The 17,161-nt window shown below is 68.8% G+C and carries 21 protein-coding genes; 8 read left to right on the top strand and 13 right to left on the bottom strand.

Features of this window, described 5'->3' with window-relative positions:
* Positions 1-3: 3 nt before the first annotated feature.
* On the bottom strand, positions 4-162 hold the full coding sequence (locus tag J0I47_RS12695; protein ID WP_294047352.1) for a DUF1674 domain-containing protein: 159 nt from the start codon (positions 160-162) through the stop codon (positions 4-6).
* A 63-nt stretch (positions 163-225) separates the two neighbouring features.
* Here J0I47_RS12695 and J0I47_RS12690 point away from each other — a divergent pair, with 63 nt between their 5' ends.
* The 4 genes from J0I47_RS12690 to purH are packed head-to-tail and all read left to right on the top strand — an operon-like array spanning position 226 to position 5,512.
* Positions 226-1,494, top strand: coding sequence for an RsmB/NOP family class I SAM-dependent RNA methyltransferase (locus J0I47_RS12690; RefSeq protein ID WP_294047351.1), 1,269 nt, complete (start codon positions 226-228; stop codon positions 1,492-1,494).
* Between the two features lie 10 nt (positions 1,495-1,504).
* Positions 1,505-2,167, top strand: coding sequence for a ribulose-phosphate 3-epimerase (rpe, locus tag J0I47_RS12685; RefSeq protein ID WP_294047350.1), 663 nt, complete (start codon positions 1,505-1,507; stop codon positions 2,165-2,167).
* Positions 2,164-3,885, top strand: a complete 1,722-nt coding sequence (locus J0I47_RS12680; protein WP_294047349.1) for a heparinase II/III family protein — start codon at positions 2,164-2,166, stop codon at positions 3,883-3,885. Before rpe ends, J0I47_RS12680 begins: the two co-directional genes overlap by 4 nt.
* 46 nt (positions 3,886-3,931) lie before the next feature.
* The gene (gene purH / locus J0I47_RS12675; RefSeq protein ID WP_294047348.1) at positions 3,932-5,512 is read left to right on the top strand and encodes a bifunctional phosphoribosylaminoimidazolecarboxamide formyltransferase/IMP cyclohydrolase; all 1,581 of its coding nucleotides are present in this window, start codon (positions 3,932-3,934) and stop codon (positions 5,510-5,512) included.
* Between the two features lie 90 nt (positions 5,513-5,602).
* Here purH and J0I47_RS12670 read toward each other — a convergent pair whose 3' ends face one another.
* The 11 genes from J0I47_RS12670 to J0I47_RS12620 all read right to left on the bottom strand — a co-directional run bounded on the left by J0I47_RS12670 (position 5,603) and on the right by J0I47_RS12620 (position 12,339).
* Complete coding sequence (locus J0I47_RS12670) at positions 5,603-6,103, bottom strand: MmcB family DNA repair protein (protein ID WP_294047347.1); 501 nt, start codon at positions 6,101-6,103, stop codon at positions 5,603-5,605.
* Between the two features lie 90 nt (positions 6,104-6,193).
* Entirely contained in the window at positions 6,194-6,772 is a 579-nt protein-coding gene (locus J0I47_RS12665; protein ID WP_294047346.1) for a cell wall hydrolase, read from the bottom strand.
* Positions 6,773-6,928: 156 nt separating this feature from the next.
* Positions 6,929-7,240, bottom strand: coding sequence for a DUF1491 family protein (locus J0I47_RS12660; protein ID WP_294047345.1), 312 nt, complete (start codon positions 7,238-7,240; stop codon positions 6,929-6,931).
* A gap of 20 nt (positions 7,241-7,260) precedes the next feature.
* The gene (locus tag J0I47_RS12655; protein WP_294047344.1) at positions 7,261-7,731 is read right to left on the bottom strand and encodes a PaaI family thioesterase; all 471 of its coding nucleotides are present in this window, start codon (positions 7,729-7,731) and stop codon (positions 7,261-7,263) included.
* The gene (locus J0I47_RS12650) at positions 7,721-8,188 is read right to left on the bottom strand and encodes a PTS sugar transporter subunit IIA (protein WP_294047343.1); all 468 of its coding nucleotides are present in this window, start codon (positions 8,186-8,188) and stop codon (positions 7,721-7,723) included. Before J0I47_RS12650 ends, J0I47_RS12655 begins: the two co-directional genes overlap by 11 nt.
* 12 nt (positions 8,189-8,200) lie before the next feature.
* Complete coding sequence (gene raiA, locus J0I47_RS12645; RefSeq protein WP_294047342.1) at positions 8,201-8,785, bottom strand: ribosome-associated translation inhibitor RaiA; 585 nt, start codon at positions 8,783-8,785, stop codon at positions 8,201-8,203.
* Positions 8,786-8,841: 56 nt separating this feature from the next.
* The gene (gene dnaQ, locus J0I47_RS12640) at positions 8,842-9,534 is read right to left on the bottom strand and encodes a DNA polymerase III subunit epsilon (RefSeq protein WP_294047341.1); all 693 of its coding nucleotides are present in this window, start codon (positions 9,532-9,534) and stop codon (positions 8,842-8,844) included.
* A 9-nt stretch (positions 9,535-9,543) separates the two neighbouring features.
* On the bottom strand, positions 9,544-10,137 hold the full coding sequence (coaE, locus tag J0I47_RS12635; protein WP_294047340.1) for a dephospho-CoA kinase: 594 nt from the start codon (positions 10,135-10,137) through the stop codon (positions 9,544-9,546).
* A complete protein-coding gene (locus J0I47_RS12630) occupies positions 10,134-10,943 on the bottom strand; it encodes a shikimate dehydrogenase (RefSeq protein WP_294047339.1) in 810 nt (269 codons plus the stop codon). The genes coaE and J0I47_RS12630 overlap by 4 nt, the downstream gene beginning before the upstream one ends.
* Positions 10,940-11,530: a nucleoside triphosphate pyrophosphatase gene (locus tag J0I47_RS12625; RefSeq protein WP_294047338.1), complete on the bottom strand. Its 591-nt coding sequence runs from the start codon at positions 11,528-11,530 to the stop codon at positions 10,940-10,942. Before J0I47_RS12625 ends, J0I47_RS12630 begins: the two co-directional genes overlap by 4 nt.
* Positions 11,527-12,339, bottom strand: coding sequence for a pyruvate, water dikinase regulatory protein (locus tag J0I47_RS12620; RefSeq protein WP_294047337.1), 813 nt, complete (start codon positions 12,337-12,339; stop codon positions 11,527-11,529). Before J0I47_RS12620 ends, J0I47_RS12625 begins: the two co-directional genes overlap by 4 nt.
* Before the next feature lie 310 nt (positions 12,340-12,649).
* Between J0I47_RS12620 and hemE the strand changes: the two genes are divergently transcribed.
* The 4 genes from hemE to J0I47_RS12600 all read left to right on the top strand — a co-directional run bounded on the left by hemE (position 12,650) and on the right by J0I47_RS12600 (position 16,393).
* The gene (hemE, locus tag J0I47_RS12615) at positions 12,650-13,669 is read left to right on the top strand and encodes a uroporphyrinogen decarboxylase (RefSeq protein ID WP_294047336.1); all 1,020 of its coding nucleotides are present in this window, start codon (positions 12,650-12,652) and stop codon (positions 13,667-13,669) included.
* Entirely contained in the window at positions 13,669-14,106 is a 438-nt protein-coding gene (locus J0I47_RS12610; RefSeq protein ID WP_294047335.1) for a CopD family protein, read from the top strand. Before hemE ends, J0I47_RS12610 begins: the two co-directional genes overlap by 1 nt.
* 304 nt (positions 14,107-14,410) lie before the next feature.
* Positions 14,411-15,667, top strand: a complete 1,257-nt coding sequence (gene rho, locus J0I47_RS12605; protein ID WP_294047334.1) for a transcription termination factor Rho — start codon at positions 14,411-14,413, stop codon at positions 15,665-15,667.
* Positions 15,668-15,751: 84 nt separating this feature from the next.
* Positions 15,752-16,393, top strand: a complete 642-nt coding sequence (locus J0I47_RS12600; protein WP_294047333.1) for a YjbE family putative metal transport protein — start codon at positions 15,752-15,754, stop codon at positions 16,391-16,393.
* A gap of 4 nt (positions 16,394-16,397) precedes the next feature.
* Here the strand turns inward: J0I47_RS12600 and J0I47_RS12595 are convergent, their stop codons facing one another.
* Positions 16,398-17,096, bottom strand: coding sequence for a dienelactone hydrolase family protein (locus tag J0I47_RS12595; protein ID WP_294047332.1), 699 nt, complete (start codon positions 17,094-17,096; stop codon positions 16,398-16,400).
* Between the last annotated feature and the right edge of the window lie 65 nt (positions 17,097-17,161).

Raw genomic sequence — 17,161 nt, 5'->3', positions numbered from 1 at the left:
GCTTCAAAAATCGACCGCGATCCCCTTCAGCGTCCAGTCGCCGTAGCGCGTCGGGTCGTCGCCGAGCGGATCGTCCTCGGGCGCTGTCACCTTTTCCGGTTCCGGCACCGGCGGGTTGGGCGACAGATGAGCGGGCGGCTTGACGTGCGGCGGGCGGGGCATGGCGGTCCTTGGACGATCTTCGGGCGTTGCGGCGCGGCGGGTTAGTCGCCAGATGGGCGCGCGATGAGCAGCCCGCAACCCCGAACCACGTCCGCACCCCCCGGTGTTCCCGCGCGCCAGGCGGCGCTGCGCCTGCTCGACGCGGTGCTGCGCCGGGGCGAGACGATCGAGCAGGCCGCGCCGCGCGCCACCGGTGCTTTGCGCGCCGACAATGACCGCGCGCTGGCCCGCGCGATCGCCGCCGAAGTGCTGCGCCACCTGCCCGATCTCGACGACCTGATCGATTCGGCGACGCGCCAGCGCCTGCCCGACGATGCGAAGGCGCGGTTCGCGCTACGCATCGCCCTCGCGCAGATGCTTGCGCTGGGTACGCCGCCGCATGCCGCGATCGCGACCGTGCTGCCGCTGGTCGATGGCGGCCCGCGCAAGCTGGTCCACGGCGTGTTCGGCACGTTGGGTCGACAAGGCGTGACATTACCCGATCCGCCTGCGCTCCCCGGGGAGACGGTGGCGCGTTGGGCCGAGCAATGGGGTGACGCGATGGTCGAGGCGGCGCGTCACGCGCTGGCGACGCCGCCGCCGCTCGACCTGACGTTGAAGAGCGACGACGGCCCCGACGGCACCGCGCTCCTGCCCGGCCATCGCCGCCTGCCGCGCGGGACGGCGATCCCCGAACTGCCTGGTTTCGCCGAGGGTGCCTGGTGGGTGCAGGACGTCGCGGCCTCGCTCCCGGCGCGCCTGCTCGGTCGTGGCCCCGGCGTCGCGATCGACGCGTGCGCCGCGCCCGGCGGCAAGACGATGCAGCTCGCCGCCGCCGGCTGGACCGTCACCGCGATCGACATCGCGGAAAGTCGTCTGGCACGACTTCGCGCCAATCTCGATCGCACGCATCTCGCCGCCGACGTCATCGCCGCCGACGCGACTCAGTGGCGACCGGCCGCGCCGGCCGATGCCGTCCTGCTCGACGCGCCGTGCAGCGCGACCGGCATCTTCCGCCGCCATCCGGACGTGATCCACCGCGTCCACTCCGCGCTGATCGACCAGATGGCCGACCTCCAGCGCCACCTGCTCGCGCACGCCGCCGGCTGGGTGAAAGCGGGCGGACAGCTGATCTACGCGACCTGCTCGCTCGAACGCGCTGAGGGCGAGGACCAGGCCGCCGCCTTCCTGTCCGCCAATCGCGATTTCACGACTCGGCCGATCCGCGCCGACGAGCTTCCCCCCGGCCTGGCGCCGTCGCCCGAAGGCTGGCTGCGCATCCTGCCCGGTGCGATCGCCGATCCGGGCGGGTGCGACGGCTTCTTCATTGCCCGATTCGTGCGGGCTAGGTAGAGCCCGCGCCATGCAGCAGCCGGTCCGCATCGCCCCCTCGATCCTCAGCGCCGATTTCACGCGGCTGGGCGAGGAAGTCCGTGCGATCGACGCCGCCGGGGCCGACTGGATCCATATCGACGTGATGGACGGCCATTTCGTCCCCAACATCACCTTCGGCCCGCCGGTGGTGAAGGCGATCCGCCCGCTGACGACGAAGCCGCTCGACGTCCACCTGATGATCGCGCCGGTCGATCCGTATCTCGACGCGTTCGCGGAAGCCGGCGCCGACACCATCTCGATCCATGTCGAGGCGGGACCGCACACACACCGCAGCCTGTCGCACATCCGCAGCCTGGGCAAGCGCGCCGGCGTCGTGCTGACCCCGCAGACCCCGGCCAAGGCGCTCGATTACCTGCTCGAAGCGGCCGACCTGGTGCTGGTGATGAGCGTCAATCCCGGGTTCGGCGGGCAGAGCTTCATCGATTCGTCGCTGCGCAAGATCGCCGCGATCCGCACGATGATCGACAAGGCCGGGCTCGCCATCGACCTGGAGGTCGACGGCGGCATCGACGCCGACACCGCGCCGCGCGCCATCGCCGCCGGCGCCGACGCGCTGGTCGCCGGCACCGCGACGTTCCGGGGCGGACCCGACGCCTATGCCGCCAATATCGCGCGGTTGAGGGGCGCGTGAGCGACGAGGCCGGCGACGGCATCGATCCGGGCAAGCGGCTGATCCGCCACGGCGGCGCCGGCGGCCTCTCGCTCGCCGAGCGGCTGGCCGAACGCTTCCACCGGCTGGCGTGGCGCACGCCGCTCCATTCGTTCCGCCTGCGCGGCCGTCATCCGCTCAAGCTGATCGCGGTGCCGGAGGATCCGTTCCTCGGCGATCCGCGTCGCGGCAACGCGCTGCTGGAGGGCCGCGTGACGTGGCGCGGCGAAAGTGTCGCGATCGCCGATCTCGATTTCGCCAAGCCGAGCTGGTCGCCCGCGTTCGGCGAACATCTCCACAGCTTCGCCTGGCTGCGCGACCTGTCGACCGTCGCGACGCGCGCGCAAGGAGTGCCGGTCGCCGAGACGCTGATGCGCGGCTGGCTGGACGCGCATGCCGACAAGGTCAGCGCGCCGGCATGGGACGCGGAGGCGTGGGGGCGCCGCATCCTGCACTGGATGGCGCACGCCCCGCTGATCCTGTCGTCGACCGACCTCGTCTATCGCAGCAAGGTCCTGAATACGCTGGCGCGCGGGGCGCGGCACCTCGACCGCACCGCCGACAAGGCGTCGCTCGGCCCGGCACGCGTCGCGGCGTGGTGCGGGGTGATCGCGGCCGGCCTGCTGATCCCGGGCGGCGATCCGCGGCGGCAGATCGGCGAGGATGCGCTGATCCGCGCGCTCGACGGCGCGGTGCTGGGCGACGGCGGCGTCGCGGCGCGCTCGCCGCTCGCACAGCTCGACATCGTCATGCTGCTGACGATGCTGCGCGACGCCTATGCCGCGCGCCGGATGGCGCCGCCCGCCGCGCTGGCCGACGTGCTCGGCCGCATGGTGCCGGCGTTGCAGGGCGTGTGTCACGCCGATCATGGCCTGTCGAGCTGGCAGGGCGGCGGCCCGGTCCGGCCGGAACGGATCGAGGAAGTGATCGTCGCCACCGGCGTCCGCGCGCGTCCGCTGCGCCAGGCGCGCGACTGGGGCTATCAGCGACTCGTCCAGGGCGATGCGGTGGTGATCGTCGATGCCGCGCCGCCGCCGGTCGCGCGACTGGCCGCGGGCGGGTGCGCCTCGACCCTGGCGTTCGAGATGTCGGCGGGACCCGACCGGCTGATCGTCAATTGCGGCGGCGCGCGGACGGCGGTCGTCCAGATTCCGCCGAGCCTGGTCGATGGCCTGCGCACCACCGCCGCGCATTCGACCTTGGTCGTCGGCGACAGCAACTCGACCGCGATCCATCCCGACGGTACGCTGGGCCGTGGCGTCGCCGAGGTCGAGCAGGCACGCCACGAAAGCACCGGGGGCAGCCGGATCGAGGCGAGCCATGACGGCTATGCCCGCCGCTTCGGCTTCGTCCATCGCCGCCAGCTGACCCTGACCGCCGATGGCCGCGAATTGCGCGGCGACGACATGCTGCTGCCCGCCGGCAAGAAGCGGCGGTCGGGCGCGACACCGTTCGTCATTCGCTTCCATCTGGGGCCGGGGGTCGAGGCTGCGCCGACCGCCGATGGCATGGCCGCATTGCTGCGCCTGCCCTCGGGCAAGCTGTGGCAGTTCCGCTGTCGCGGCGGCAGCCTCGCGATCGACGAGAGCCTGTGGATCGACGCCGACGGCCGCCCGGTCGCGACGCGCCAGCTTGTCGTGAGCGGCGAGGCGACCGCGGGCGGCGCCACGATCGGCTGGGCCTTGAAGCGCGCGACCTGAGCGGCCATGGGGGCGCCATCGTCCCCTTGTCCAGGAACCGCTTCCCATGCCGACCGATATCGTCCCGATCAGGCGCGCCTTGCTGTCGGTGTCGGACAAGACCGGCATCGTCGATCTCGCGCAGGCGCTGGCGGCGCAGGGCGTCGAGCTGGTCTCGACCGGGGGCACCGCGAAGGCGCTGCGCGAGGCGGGGCTGAGCGTGCGCGACGTGTCCGACCTGACCGGTTTCCCGGAGATGATGGACGGGCGGGTGAAAACGCTTCACCCGATGGTGCATGGCGGACTGCTTAGCGTTCGCGACGATCCCGAACATGCGGCGGCGATGACCGAGCATGCGATCGGCGCGATCGATCTGGTCGTCGTCAACCTCTACCCCTTCGCGGCGACCGTCGCGCGCGGGGCGAGTCGCGAGGACATTATCGAGAATATCGACATCGGCGGTCCGTCGATGGTGCGGTCGGCGGCGAAGAACCACGCCTTCGTCGCGATCGTCACCGATCCGGCCGACTATCCGCGCGTCGCGCGCGGCGAGACGACGCTCGACGAGCGCCGGACCTTCGCCGCCAAGGCATTCGCCGCGACCGCGACCTACGATTCGATGATCGCCAGCTGGTTCGCCTTCGCCGATCAGGGCGAGCGTTTCCCGCAGACGCTGCCGCTGGTGCTGCAACGCGCGGGCGAGGATCTGCGCTACGGCGAGAATCCGCACCAGGCCGCCGCCTTCTACGCCGCCACCGGCCCGGCGGCGCGCGGCATCGGCCAGGCGCGGCAGGTGCAGGGCAAGGCGCTGAGCTACAACAATTACAACGACGCCGACGCGGCGCTCGAACTGGTGTCGGAGTTCCGCTCGGGCCCGCCGACCTGCGTCATTGTCAAGCACGCCAATCCGTGCGGCGTCGCCAGCGCGTCGACGCTGGCCGAGGCGTACGGCGCGGCGTTTGCGTGCGATACGGTGTCGGCGTTCGGCGGGATCATCGCGGTCAACCGCCCGCTCGACGCCGCGACCGCCGCCGCGATCACCGGCATCTTCACCGAGGTCGTGATCGCCCCCGACGCCGATGCCGAAGCGGTGGCGCTGTTCGCTGCCAAGAAGAACCTGCGCCTGCTGCTGACCGGCGAACTGCCCGATCCGCGCCGCGCCGGCCTTACCGCCAAGTCGATCGTCGGCGGCTGGCTGGTGCAGAGCCGCGACAACGGCTCGATCGACGAAAGCGCATTGCAGATCGTGACGAAACGCCAGCCGACGCCGCAGGAATTCGCCGATTGCCGCTTCGCCTGGACCGTCGCCAAGCACGTCAAGTCGAACGCGATCGTCTATGCCAGGGACGGCGCCACCGCCGGGATCGGCGCGGGCCAGATGAACCGGCTCGAATCGGCGCGGATCGCGGCATGGAAGGCGAAGGACGCGGCGGACAAGGCCGGCTGGCCGCAGCCGCGCACGATCGGGTCGGCGGTCGCGTCGGACGCGTTCTTCCCGTTCGCAGACGGCTTGCTCGCGGCGGTCGAGGCCGGCGCGACCGCGGTGATCCAGCCGGGCGGCTCGATCCGCGACGACGAAGTGATCGCCGCCGCCGACGCGGCCGGGCTGGCGATGATCTTCACCGGGATGCGGCATTTCAGGCACTGAGCGGGCGCACGCGGATTGCGAGAGCAATCCGCGAGACGCCACGGCGGGCAGCGGGCGAGCGCAGCTCGTCCCGTCTGACGGCGTGGCGCCCTACGCCCCCTGCAACAGAAACCCCAGTTCCGGATCCGCCAGCCCGCTCGCCCGGCGGGCCGCGCGTCGGGCAAACGCCAGCGTGCACTTCTTCCGCCCCGGCGCGCTCAGCGGATGCGTCGCCGCCTCGCGCAGGATCGCGGCGTCGTAGCGATCGGCGATGATGATGCCCGACCGCGCCGGCAGGAACGCCTCGCCGGCCAGCGGACCGTGATCGAACCCCGCCGGCACCGCCCAGAAGAAGCGGTCGCAATGATCGAGATAGTCGAACCACTTGCCGTCGCCGAGCAGGTCGGCGCGCGACACCTTGATCTCGACGATGACGATCTGGCCGCGGCCGTCGATCGCCATGATGTCGGCGCGGCGCCCGCCGTCGAGCGGCACTTCGGTCATCGCCGCCAGATCGTGCCGCGCCAGCATCCGGATCACGCCGCGCGCAACGTCGCGGGCGCACAGCGCTTCGTCACCGACGGGCGGGCAGCGGGGAGCGGTATCGAGCATCCGCCCCGTCTAGAACATTAAGCGAACGTCGCCAAGGCTGGCGGTCGTTTTGTCGCGGCACTGGCCCGCAGCCTGAGCCCGGAAACCGGCTCAGCGATAGAAGATGTGGTTGCCGATCGTCTTGACGCGCTTCATCGCCCAGCCCGGCGATACGCGGCGCGCATGGAACGACAACGCGCCCTCGCTCGGATCTTCCCAGATATTGGTCAGCGCGACCTGCGCGATCGCCAGCGCCGTGCGGTAATGCGCGTTGGCGGGCGCGGTCGGCATCGCCCCGCCATGGACGAACGAGAACTGGCTCCGCTGCGTGACGACGCCGCAGATCGACGTCGGGTAGCGGCCCGACCGGGTGCGGTTGAGGATGACCTTCGCCACCGCCAGCTGGCCGAGCAGCGGCTCGCCATGCGATTCGAAATACACCGCGCCGGCCAGGCACGCGAGGTCCTTGTCGCTGGCGTCGGGAATGACCTGCGCCGACACGGCCGCGGCGAGGCTGGAGAAAACGAGGGTGGAAGCGGCCGGTCCGCCGGCCAGCGTCATCTGAGTCGTGGCACCGAGCGCCGGTACGGCGTGGATCGGCAGATCGGACGCCGCGGCGGGCGCGGCAAGACCGAAAATCGCGACGAGCGAGAGGATCGCGGACGCCACGGCGCGGACCAGAGAATGCATCGACCACTATTCTGTGCGGTTGGTGCGTGGCCGCGGCGACCGAAGCCCCGTTGCCAAGCTGTCCCCCCGACTGCGTCACCGCGCGCGATGCTCGATCGCCGCCACGGCCCAACGCCCCTATACCGATATTGCTGCTGGATTTTGGGTCGTGGGGAGTCAATCGCCGAGCAGGGTTTCAGCGGCGAGTCGTTGGGCATCCGCGACGTCCAGTTCGATCACCCAGAGATCGGGGTCGGATCGCCGCCGCTTCGCCCAATAGTCGCCGACCGCCAGGGGATCGTCGGCCGGGCCGACCGCGATCAGGTCGGTGCGTCCGTCGGGGCCGATGCCGCGCTCGAATATCTGTGCGCCGAGCCCCCGATCCTGCGTCACCACCAGGATCGCCCCCGCGCTGTCGTCGCCGCGCGCCAGCACCGCGGCGAACCCGCCCGCCGCGCCGACCCGCCGGACGAGCGCCGTGACCAGCATCGCACTCGTCAGCCGCGCACTCAGGCCGAATATCCCGGCAGTCCGGCCAGCGCGATGCCGGAGCGCATGAAGGTGCCGGTCCCCCGCGCCGCTTCCTCGCCATCCGCGTCGATCAGCCGCGCCTCGCCGACGAACACGCGCCGCTGCCCGCTGATCCAGCGCCCTTCGGCCACGACCGGCCCGGCCTTGAGCGGCCGCGTGAACAGCAGGTTGAACGCGGTGGTCAGCAGGAAGCGGTCGGTGACCAGGCTGTTGCACGCATAGAAAGCGGCATCGTCGAGCATCTTGAAATAGGCCGTGCCGTGAACCGCGCCGCCGGCATGGTAATGCCGCTCGTCCACCGCGAACCGGATTCGCGCGACGCCGCTGTCGACGATCTCGAGCGTCGAATCGAACAACCGGTTGATCGGCGCGGCGGCGTAGAGCGATTCGAGCGCGCGGAAATGCGCCGCCGCGCCGCCGCCCGACACGACATGTGTGTCAGCCGGCATCGTTGACCGACTGGCCGGCGATCAGCACGTACATCGCATCGCGCGACGCGGCACCGCGCAGCTTCGCGACCAGCGCGGAATCGCGCAGCGCGCGCGACACGCGGGCCAGCGCCTTCAGATGATCCTGCCCCGCATCGCTCGGCGAGAACAAGGCGACGACCAGGTCGACCGGGAGGTCGTCGACCGCGGCCAGATCAAGCGGCTTGGCGAGCGTCGCGATCACGCCGTGGATCGCGTCGAGCCCGTCGATCCGCGCATGCGGAATCGCGATGCCGGCGCCGAATGCGGTCGAGCCGATCTTCTCGCGCTCGGCCAGCGCATTCTCCGCGACCTTGGCGTCCAGCCCGTAGGTATCGGCGGCGAGCGCGGCGAGCTGATGGAACAGCGCCTTGCGGCTCGCAGCGCTCAACCGATGACCCGTCGCCGCGGGCCGGATCAGGTCCGACAGGTCGTCCATCGTCGGTGTCGGTCAGCCCGCGCGCTGCGGTTCGACCCAGCCAATCGTCCCGTCGCCGCGACGATAGACCATGTTGTACGCGCCCGTGCCCGAATTGCGGAACATCAGCGCCTGGGTGTTGCGCAGGTCGAGCATCATCACCGCGTCCGACACCGATGCGTCGGGCACGTCGACTCGCGTCTCGGCGATGATGAGCGGGGCGTCGCCGACATCCTCCTCGGTCGATTCCTGGAACAGGGTGTAGCCGGCATTGTCGTAGCCGTTGGCCTCACCGCCATCGGCACCCTCGCCCGACGCCTTGCGATCGTTCAGCCGGCGCATGTAGCGGCGCAGCTGCTTCTCGATCTTGTCCGCCGCGCCGACGAACGCGCCCGGCGCGTCATAGCCGTCGTTGCGCGCCTTCAGCACCAGCCCGCGCATCACGTGCGCGACGACGTCGCAGGTGAAGCCGGCATCGTGCGGCCCCTTGCCGAAGGTGACCTGCGCCGAGATCGCGCGCGCGAAATACTTGTCCGCAATCCCCTGGAGACGATCCTGCACCTGCCCCTGCAGGGCGTCGCCGGTTTCGACCTGATGTCCAGAGACACGGATATCCATCATTCTTCTCCAACTTTGATCGGGGTGGCGCTGCTACGCTCGCCCCGGGACACGCGTCAACCGGACGCGTCGGCCCCCCATAACGGGTTCTTGAGTTTCGCGACGAACGCGGCGTGGCGCGCGAGTTCGGCTTCGGGAACGGCGAAGACGCGCATCGGGCGAGCTGGCGCCGCATGGCGAACGATCTCGACCGATGCGGCGACCTCGACGTCGTCGCTCACCAGGGTCAGCCCGATCTGGCGCCCGCCGGTCAGTTCGACATAGACCTGGCACAGCAGTTGCGCGTCGAGCAACGCGCCGTGCAGCACGCGGTGGCTGCGATCGATCCCGTAGCGGCCGCACAGGGCGTCGAGCGAATGCTTGGCCCCCGGATGCCGCTGGCGCGCCATCGCCACCGTATCGATCATCCGCTCGAGCGAGATGATCTCCCGCCCCAGCCGGTTGAGCTCGCCGTTCAGGAAGCCGAAGTCGAACGTCGCATTGTGCGCCACCAGCTTGGCGTCGCCGATGAAGGCGAGCAGCTCCTCGACCTTCTCGTGGAATTTGGGCTTGTCCGACAGGAACGCGTCCGACAGGCCGTGGATGCGCTGCGCCTCCGCCGGCATCGACCGCTCGGGATGGAAATAGGCGTGATAGGTGCGCCCGGTCTCGACTCGATTGACCATCTCGACGCAGCCGATCTCGACCAGGCGGTCCCCGTTCGAAAAGGACAGGCCGGTGGTTTCGGTATCGAAGATGATCTCGCGCATCGGGTCCTATTATCGGTCTTGGCTCGCGCGGACGCAAGCAATCACCCTACGCACGGCGGCGCGGGTTTGCTCCAGGGGAATGTCGGTCGGGACGACATAATCGGCCCGCGCCCGCTTGTCGGCATCGGGCATCTGGCGCGCGAGGATGTCGGCGAGGCGTTCGCGAGTCATGCCGGGGCGAGCGAGCACGCGCGCCGCCTGCGTCGCGGCGTCGGCGGACACGACGACGGTCGTATCGACGTTGCGGTCGCCCCCGGTCTCGAACAGCAGTGGCACGTCGAACACGACCATGTCGGTATCGGCATGGCGCGCGAGGAAGGCGGCGCGCTCTTCGCCCACCGCGGGATGGACGATCGCCTCGAGCCGCTTGAGCGCCGCCGGATCGCCGAACACCTGCGCACCCAGCGTCGCGCGATCGACCCCCGCCGGCCCGGTCGTCCCCGGAAACGCCGCCTCGATCGCCGGCAACAACCGCCCGCCCGGCCCTTGCAGCGCTCGCACCGCGGCATCGGCGTCGAACACGGGCACGCCCTCGTCGGCGAACATCGCGGCGACGGTCGACTTGCCCATCCCGATCGAGCCGGTCAGGCCGATCGTCCTCATGCCGTGAGCAGCGCGCGCAACGCGTCGTCGCGCTCGCGCGGGGGTGCGGCGTCGAAGAACAGTTCGAACGCCGCCGCCGCCTGGCCGATCAGCATCTCCAGCCCGTCGACCGTCGCCAGATCGCGCGCGCGCGCCGCCTTCAGCAATCCGGTCTCCAGCGGCGCGTAGACGATGTCGTAGACCACCGCGTCGTCGGGCAAGGCCGACAGATCGAGGTCGAGCGGCGGCTGCCCCGCCATCCCGAGCGGACTGGTATTGACCAACAGCGCGGCCGGCGGGAGCGCGGCGTCGAGCGGCAGGGCATCGCCCCTGAGACCGAACTTCGCGAGCAACGCCGCGCCTTTGAGCGGGCTGCGATTGAGCAGGGTCACGCGCCCCGCCCCCACCCGCGACAGCGCGAACAGCACGGCACGCGCCGCCCCGCCCGCGCCGACCACCACGACCGGCTGCCCGTCCAGATCGAGATCGGCGATCGGCGCGTAGAAGCCGGCGGCGTCGGTGTTGGTCCCGATCGTCGCATCGCCATCGCGAAAGACGGTGTTGATCGCGCCGATCGAACTGCGCACGTCGCCGCGATCCTCGACGAAGGCGAGTGCGCTCTCCTTGTGCGGGATCGTGATGTTGCACCCGCGCCAGGCGGGATCCGCGCCACGAGCGGCGAAATAGTCGCCCAGGCCCTCGGTGCTCACCTGGGTCTTGCGATATTCCGCGTCGATGCCGAGCGCATCCAGCCAGAAATTGTGGATCGCCGGCGATTTCGAATGCGCGATCGGATCGCCGATCACCTCGGCATAGGGACGCGTCATGCCATCATCTCTCCGCGCACGCGCAGATAGTCGAGCACCGGCAGCAGCGGCATGCCGAGGATGGTGAACTGGCTCCCGTCGAGCCGCGAGAACAGTTGCACGCCGATCCCCTCGATCCGGAAACAGCCGACACACCCCGCGATCGCCGGCCATTCGGCATCGAGATAGGCGGCGATGAAATCATCCGACAATGGCCGAACGTGCAACCGCGCGCGCTCGACGTGCCGCCATACGGGGTGCCCACCCTCGACGATCACCGCCGCGCTCCACAGATCGTGCGTTCCGCTCGACATCGCGCGCAGATGCGCGGTCGCCTCCTCCCGACTGACCGGCTTGTCGAGCAACGTCCCGTCCGCCAGCGCGACGATCGAATCGCTGCCCAGCACCAGCGCGGTCGGATGCGCCTGCGACACCTTCAACGCCTTCAGCTCGGCGAGCGCGTCGGCGACGTCGCGCGCCGGCTGGCCGGCCATCGCCGCCTTGACGCCATCCTCGTCGACATGCGCCGGTTCCGCGACGTACGCGACTCCCGCGGCGTCGAGCATCGCCCGCCGCGACGCGCTTTGCGAGGCCAGGACCAGCGTCATTCGTCGCTCGCCTGTTCGCTGATGAGCGCGACGATCGCCGCCGCCGTCTCCTCGATCGACCGCCGCGTCACGTCGATCACCGGCCAGTCATTGTCGGCGAACATCCGGCGGGCATAGGCGACCTCACGCGCGACCGCATCCTGCTCGACATAGGCGGTCTCCGCCGACTGGTTGAGCGACAGCAGGCGGTTGCGGCGCACCTGGATCAGCCGGTCGGCGCTGGTCGTGAGGCCGACCACCAGCGGATGCTTGAGCTCGAACAGCTTCTGCGGCGGCGGGCTTTCGGGGACGATCGGGATGTTGGCGGTCTTGTACCCGCGATTGGCGAGATAGATCGAGGTCGGCGTCTTCGAGGTGCGCGACACGCCCGCCAGGACGATGTCCGCCTCCTCCCAATTCTCCCAATTGACCCCGTCGTCGTGCGCGATGGTGAACTGGATCGCATCGACCCGGGCAAAATAGGCGGCGTCGAGCATATGCTGGCGGCCGGGCCGCGCCTTCGCCTGCTGGCCGAGCAACCCCGACAGCGCGTCGTTGACCGGATCGAGCGGCGCCACCGCGGGCAAACCGAGCGCACGGCACCGTGCCTCCAGCGCATCGCGCATCTCGGTCGAGACGAGCGTGAACAGCACCAGCCCGGGATTGTGCGCGATCTCCTGCAGGATCCGCTCGAGATGCGGTTCGCTCCGCACCATCGGCCAGAAATGGCGGATCGTCTCGACATCGTCATATTGCGCGAGCGCCGCCTTGGCGATGTTCTCCAGCGTCTCGCCGGTGGAATCCGAAAGGAGATGCAGATGAAGCCGCATTTTTCAGCGATCCGGAAAGCCTGTGGGCAACATCGGCAAAACCGCTAGCGCAACTCGCGAGCCCGGCCAAGCGACACGCGGCCGTGGATAAACGTGCGTGTCGTCCACAGCGCCGCCAACACCCCTCGATTCCCCGCACAGCCTGTGGAAAGCGAGAATGGCGATACCGGAATCGTCGGGAATCCACGGCCCCGGCCACGTCAAGCTGTTGGCATTTGCGGGACGGGCGCATAAGCCCCGGCATCCACGTGCCAACCACTACAACAACCTTCTTCTATATTCTTCTATGACTCTTGGGATCGACGAACCGGTGGAAAAACCCCTCCTCGCGACGCTCCGTGGCGAGCGTCGCGCCGTGCCGCCGATGTGGCTGATGCGGCAGGCGGGGCGCTACCTGCCCGAGTATCGTGAGCTGCGCGCGGCGAAGGGCGGCTTCCTCGATCTGGCGACCGACAGCGGAACGGCGGCGGAGGTCACGCTCCAGCCGATCCGGCGGTTCGGGTTCGACGGGGCGATCCTGTTCTCCGACATCCTGATGGTGCCCTGGGCGCTCGGCCAGCATCTGTGGTTCGAAACCGGCGAAGGTCCGCGTCTCGCCCCGCCGCTGGTCGATGCCGCGCTGGCGGCGCTGCAACCGGCGCCGGAGCGGCTCGATCCGGTGTACGACACCGTGCGGCGCGTGGTCGCGGACTTGCCGCCTGCAACGACGATGCTGGGGTTCGCCGGCAGCCCGTGGACCGTCGCCACCTACATGGTCGCTGGCCAAGGTAGCCGCGACCAGGGCGCGACCCGGCGCATGGCCTATCGCGATCCTGCCGCCTTCCAGGCGATCGTCACGGCAATCGAGGCGATGACGGTCGATTACCTCTCGGGCCAGATCGCAGCCGGGGTCGAAGCTGTGCAATTGTTCGATAGCTGGTCGGGCAGTCTGGCGCCGGCCGAGTTCGAGCGCTGGGTGATAGCCCCCACCGCCCGGATCGTCGCGGCGTTGCGCGAACGGCACCTCGACACGCCGGTGATCGGCTTTCCCAAGGGTGCAGGGGCCAAGCTCGCCGGCTATGCGCGCGAAACCGGTATCACTGCGGTCGGCGTCGACGAGACGATCGATCCGGCCTGGGCGAACGACGCGCTGCCCGTCGGCATGCCGGTCCAGGGCAACCTCGATCCGCTGGCGTTGATTACCGGCGGCGCAGCGATGCGCGGCGCGGTCGACCGCATCCTCGCCGCCTTCGCCGGTCGCCCGCATGTCTTCAACCTCGGCCACGGCATCCTGCCCGACACGCCGATCGCCCATGTCGAGGCGCTGATTTCCATGATACGAGGGCGGTGATGGAATTCCTCGCGTCGATCTATCTGTGGCTGAAGGCGGCGCACGTCATCTTCGTGATCTTCTGGATGGCGGGACTGTTCATCCTGCCGCGCTACCTCGTCCATCATCAGGAGGCGCTGGGCACGCCCGAGGCGGCGAAGTGGGTCGAGCGCGAGGGCAAGCTGCGCCGGATCATCCTGACGCCGTCGCTGGTATTGGTGTGGGTGTTCGGCCTCGCGATCGCGACGGTGGGCCAGCATTGGCAGGAGGGCTGGCTGCACGCCAAGTTGCTGCTGGTGCTGCTGCTGACGGGCTATCACGGCTGGATGGTCGGCTATGCGAGGAAACTGGCGGCGGGGACGGCGACGCTGACCTCCAAGCAACTGCGGATGGTCAACGAGCTACCCGCCTTGTTCGTCGCGCTGATCGTGATCCTGGTGGTCGTCAAACCGTTCTGATCGCTTGCAATGTCGGATTTGCGTCGTCAGCCTGTGACCGACGCTCTTTGACATGGCGATATCACCATCCCTGGATGACCGGCCCGGCGAACGCCGGACCAGGCGGCGCGGCGGGTCGTACCCCCGTCAAGTTTGTCAAGTTTGACCGCGATGGATCGCCTTGACTTGAATCATCCGCATCCATAAATCGCATCGGCAAGGCAGTCGCGTCCGCGGCGCCTTCCCTCCTCTCCAGCATCGTCGCGGTCCCTTCGCAGACAGACGCTCGAAAACCTCCCCCACCTTTTCCCGGAATACACCCGAAATGCATCTCAAGGACCTCAAGAAGAAAGCCCCCGCCGACCTGGTCGCGATGGCGGAGGAGCTCGGCGTCGAAGGCGCGTCGACCCTGCGCAAGCAGGACCTGTTGTTCGCCATCCTGAAGGAGCAGGCGGAACAGGGCGACCAGATCATGGGCGAAGGTACGATCGAAGTGCTGCCCGACGGCTTCGGTTTCCTGCGGAGTGCCCAGGCCAATTACCTCGCCGGCCCCGACGACATCTACATCTCGCCCAACCAGGTCCGGAAGTTCGGCCTGCGCACCGGCGACACGGTCGAGGGCGAGATCCGCGCGCCGAAGGACGGCGAGCGCTATTTCGCGCTGACACGGCTCACCAGCGTCAATTTCGACGATCCCGATGTCGTCCGCCATCGCGTTAATTTCGACAATTTGACGCCGCTCTATCCCGAGCAGAAGCTGACGCTCGACCAGCTCGATCCGACCCAGAAGGACAAGAGCGCGCGCGTCATCGACATCGTCAGCCCGCAGGGCAAGGGCCAGCGCACGCTGATCGTCGCCCCGCCGCGCGTCGGCAAGACGGTGATGTTGCAGAACATCGCCAAGGCGATCACCGACAACCATCCCGAAGTCTTCCTGATCGTTCTGCTGATCGACGAGCGCCCGGAAGAAGTCACCGACATGCAGCGTTCGGTCAAGGGCGAGGTCGTCTCCTCGACCTTCGACGAACCGGCGACGCGTCACGTCCAGGTCGCCGAGATGGTGATCGAAAAAGCGAAGCGCCTGGTCGAGCACAAGAAGGACGTGGTGATCCTGCTCGACTCGATTACGCGCCTCGGCCGCGCCTACAACACCGTCGTGCCGTCGTCGGGCAAGGTGTTGACCGGCGGTGTCGACGCCAATGCGTTGCAGCGGCCGAAGCGTTTCTTCGGCGCCGCGCGTAATATCGAGGAAGGCGGCTCGCTGTCGATCATCGCCACCGCGCTGATCGATACCGGCAGCCGCATGGACGAAGTGATCTTCGAAGAGTTCAAGGGCACCGGCAACTCCGAAATCGTGCTCGACCGCAAGGTCGCCGACAAGCGCATCTTCCCGGCGATGGACGTCGGCAAGTCGGGCACCCGCAAGGAAGAGCTGCTGGTCGACCAGGGCAAGCTGTCGAAGATGTGGGTGCTGCGCCGCATCCTGATGCAGATGGGTACCGTCGATGCGATGGAATTCCTGCTCGACAAGATGAAGAACTCGAAGACCAACGAGGACTTCTTCGATAGTATGAATCAGTGATCGAGCGCGGACGGGATCAGCGTCGCTGATCCCGTCCGCGCCTTTTCGTTTGCCCCATCCTCTCCCCCTGCTACCGCCTCGCCTATGGCCGACTTTAGTTTTGCCGACGTCTTCACCGCGGGCGGTCTCGCCGCGCTCGGCCAGGTCATCCTGATCGACCTGACGCTGGCGAGCGACAACGTGCTGGTGCTCGGCACGCTCGCCTCCGGTCTGCCCGCCGACCAGCGCAAGCGGGTGCTGATGATCGGGGTCGGCGTCGCGCTGGTATTCCTGGTCGGGTTCGCGCTGATCGCGACGCAGTTGCTCCAATTGGTCGGGTTGTTGTTCGCCGGCGGGCTGCTGCTCGCCTGGGTCGCGTTCAAGCTCGCGCTCGAACTATGGTCGTCGCATCGCCACGCCGAGGCAGCCGATACCGTCAAGCCGGCCAAGACGTTCGGCCGCGCCGCGCTCCAGATCGCCGCGGCCGACTTGTCGATGAGCCTCGACAACGTACTCGCGGTCGCCGGCACCGCGCGCAATCACCCAGCGGTATTGCTGTTCGGTCTCGCGCTGTCGGTCACGCTGATGGCGGTCGCCGCCAACTTCATGGCCCGCGTGATCGAACGGTATCGCTGGATCGCCTATATCGGCGTGGTCGTGCTCTGCTACGTTGCCGGCAACATGATCTATCACGGCCTGACCGATCAAGCCGTCGGCGTGATCCCCGCGGTCCAGAACGTCACCTGACGCGTCAGAGGTTCGCCGCGAAGAAGGCCATCGTGCGCTCGTCGGCCAGGCGGGCGGCGTCCTCGACCCGGCGCTGGCCGATCTCGGTCGCGAAGCCGTGATCGACGCCCGGATAGTCGTGCAGCGTGACTTTCGGATGGTCGTCGAGCCCGGCGTGCATCTTGGCGCGGACGTCGGCCGTGACGAAATGGTCGTTGCCGGCGATGTGGAGCATCAGCGAATGCGCGATTGCGTGCTTTTCGCCGAGCAGACCGTCGATGCCGACCGCGTAATAGCCGACGCTGGCGTCGATATCGGTGCGCGCCGCCGTCATGTAGGCCAGCCGCCCGCCGAGACAGTACCCCACCGCGCCGACCTTGCCGCCATCGGCGCGCGCACGGGCGGCATGGATCGTCGCTTCGATATCGCGGATACCGAGGTCCTGGTCGAACTTGCCCATCCAGTCGAGTGCCTGCTGCATCTGGTCCGGGATATCGGGATCGAGTTCAATGCCGGGCTCCAGTCGCCAGAACAGATCGGGCGCGATCGCCAGATAGCCAGCCGCCGCGAGTTGATCGCACTTGCGGCGGATGCCCGGATTGACCCCGAAAATCTCCTGGATGACGATGATCGCCGCACGAGCGCCTCCGCCGTTGGGCTCGGCGATGTAGGCGTCGAACGTCGCGTCGCCGGCGAGCGTCGTGATCTGGATCGTGTCGGTCATGCGGTCGCTCCGTCCTCGCCCGTTGCGGACGCTGCCGCATCGTGGTCATAAGGGCGACGGTAGCA

Origin of the sequence: Sphingomonas sp., assembly GCF_017304635.1 — a bacterium.
In the GTDB taxonomy this organism is placed as follows: domain Bacteria; phylum Pseudomonadota; class Alphaproteobacteria; order Sphingomonadales; family Sphingomonadaceae; genus Sphingomonas.
This window is presented reverse-complemented; position numbering and strand designations above follow the sequence as displayed.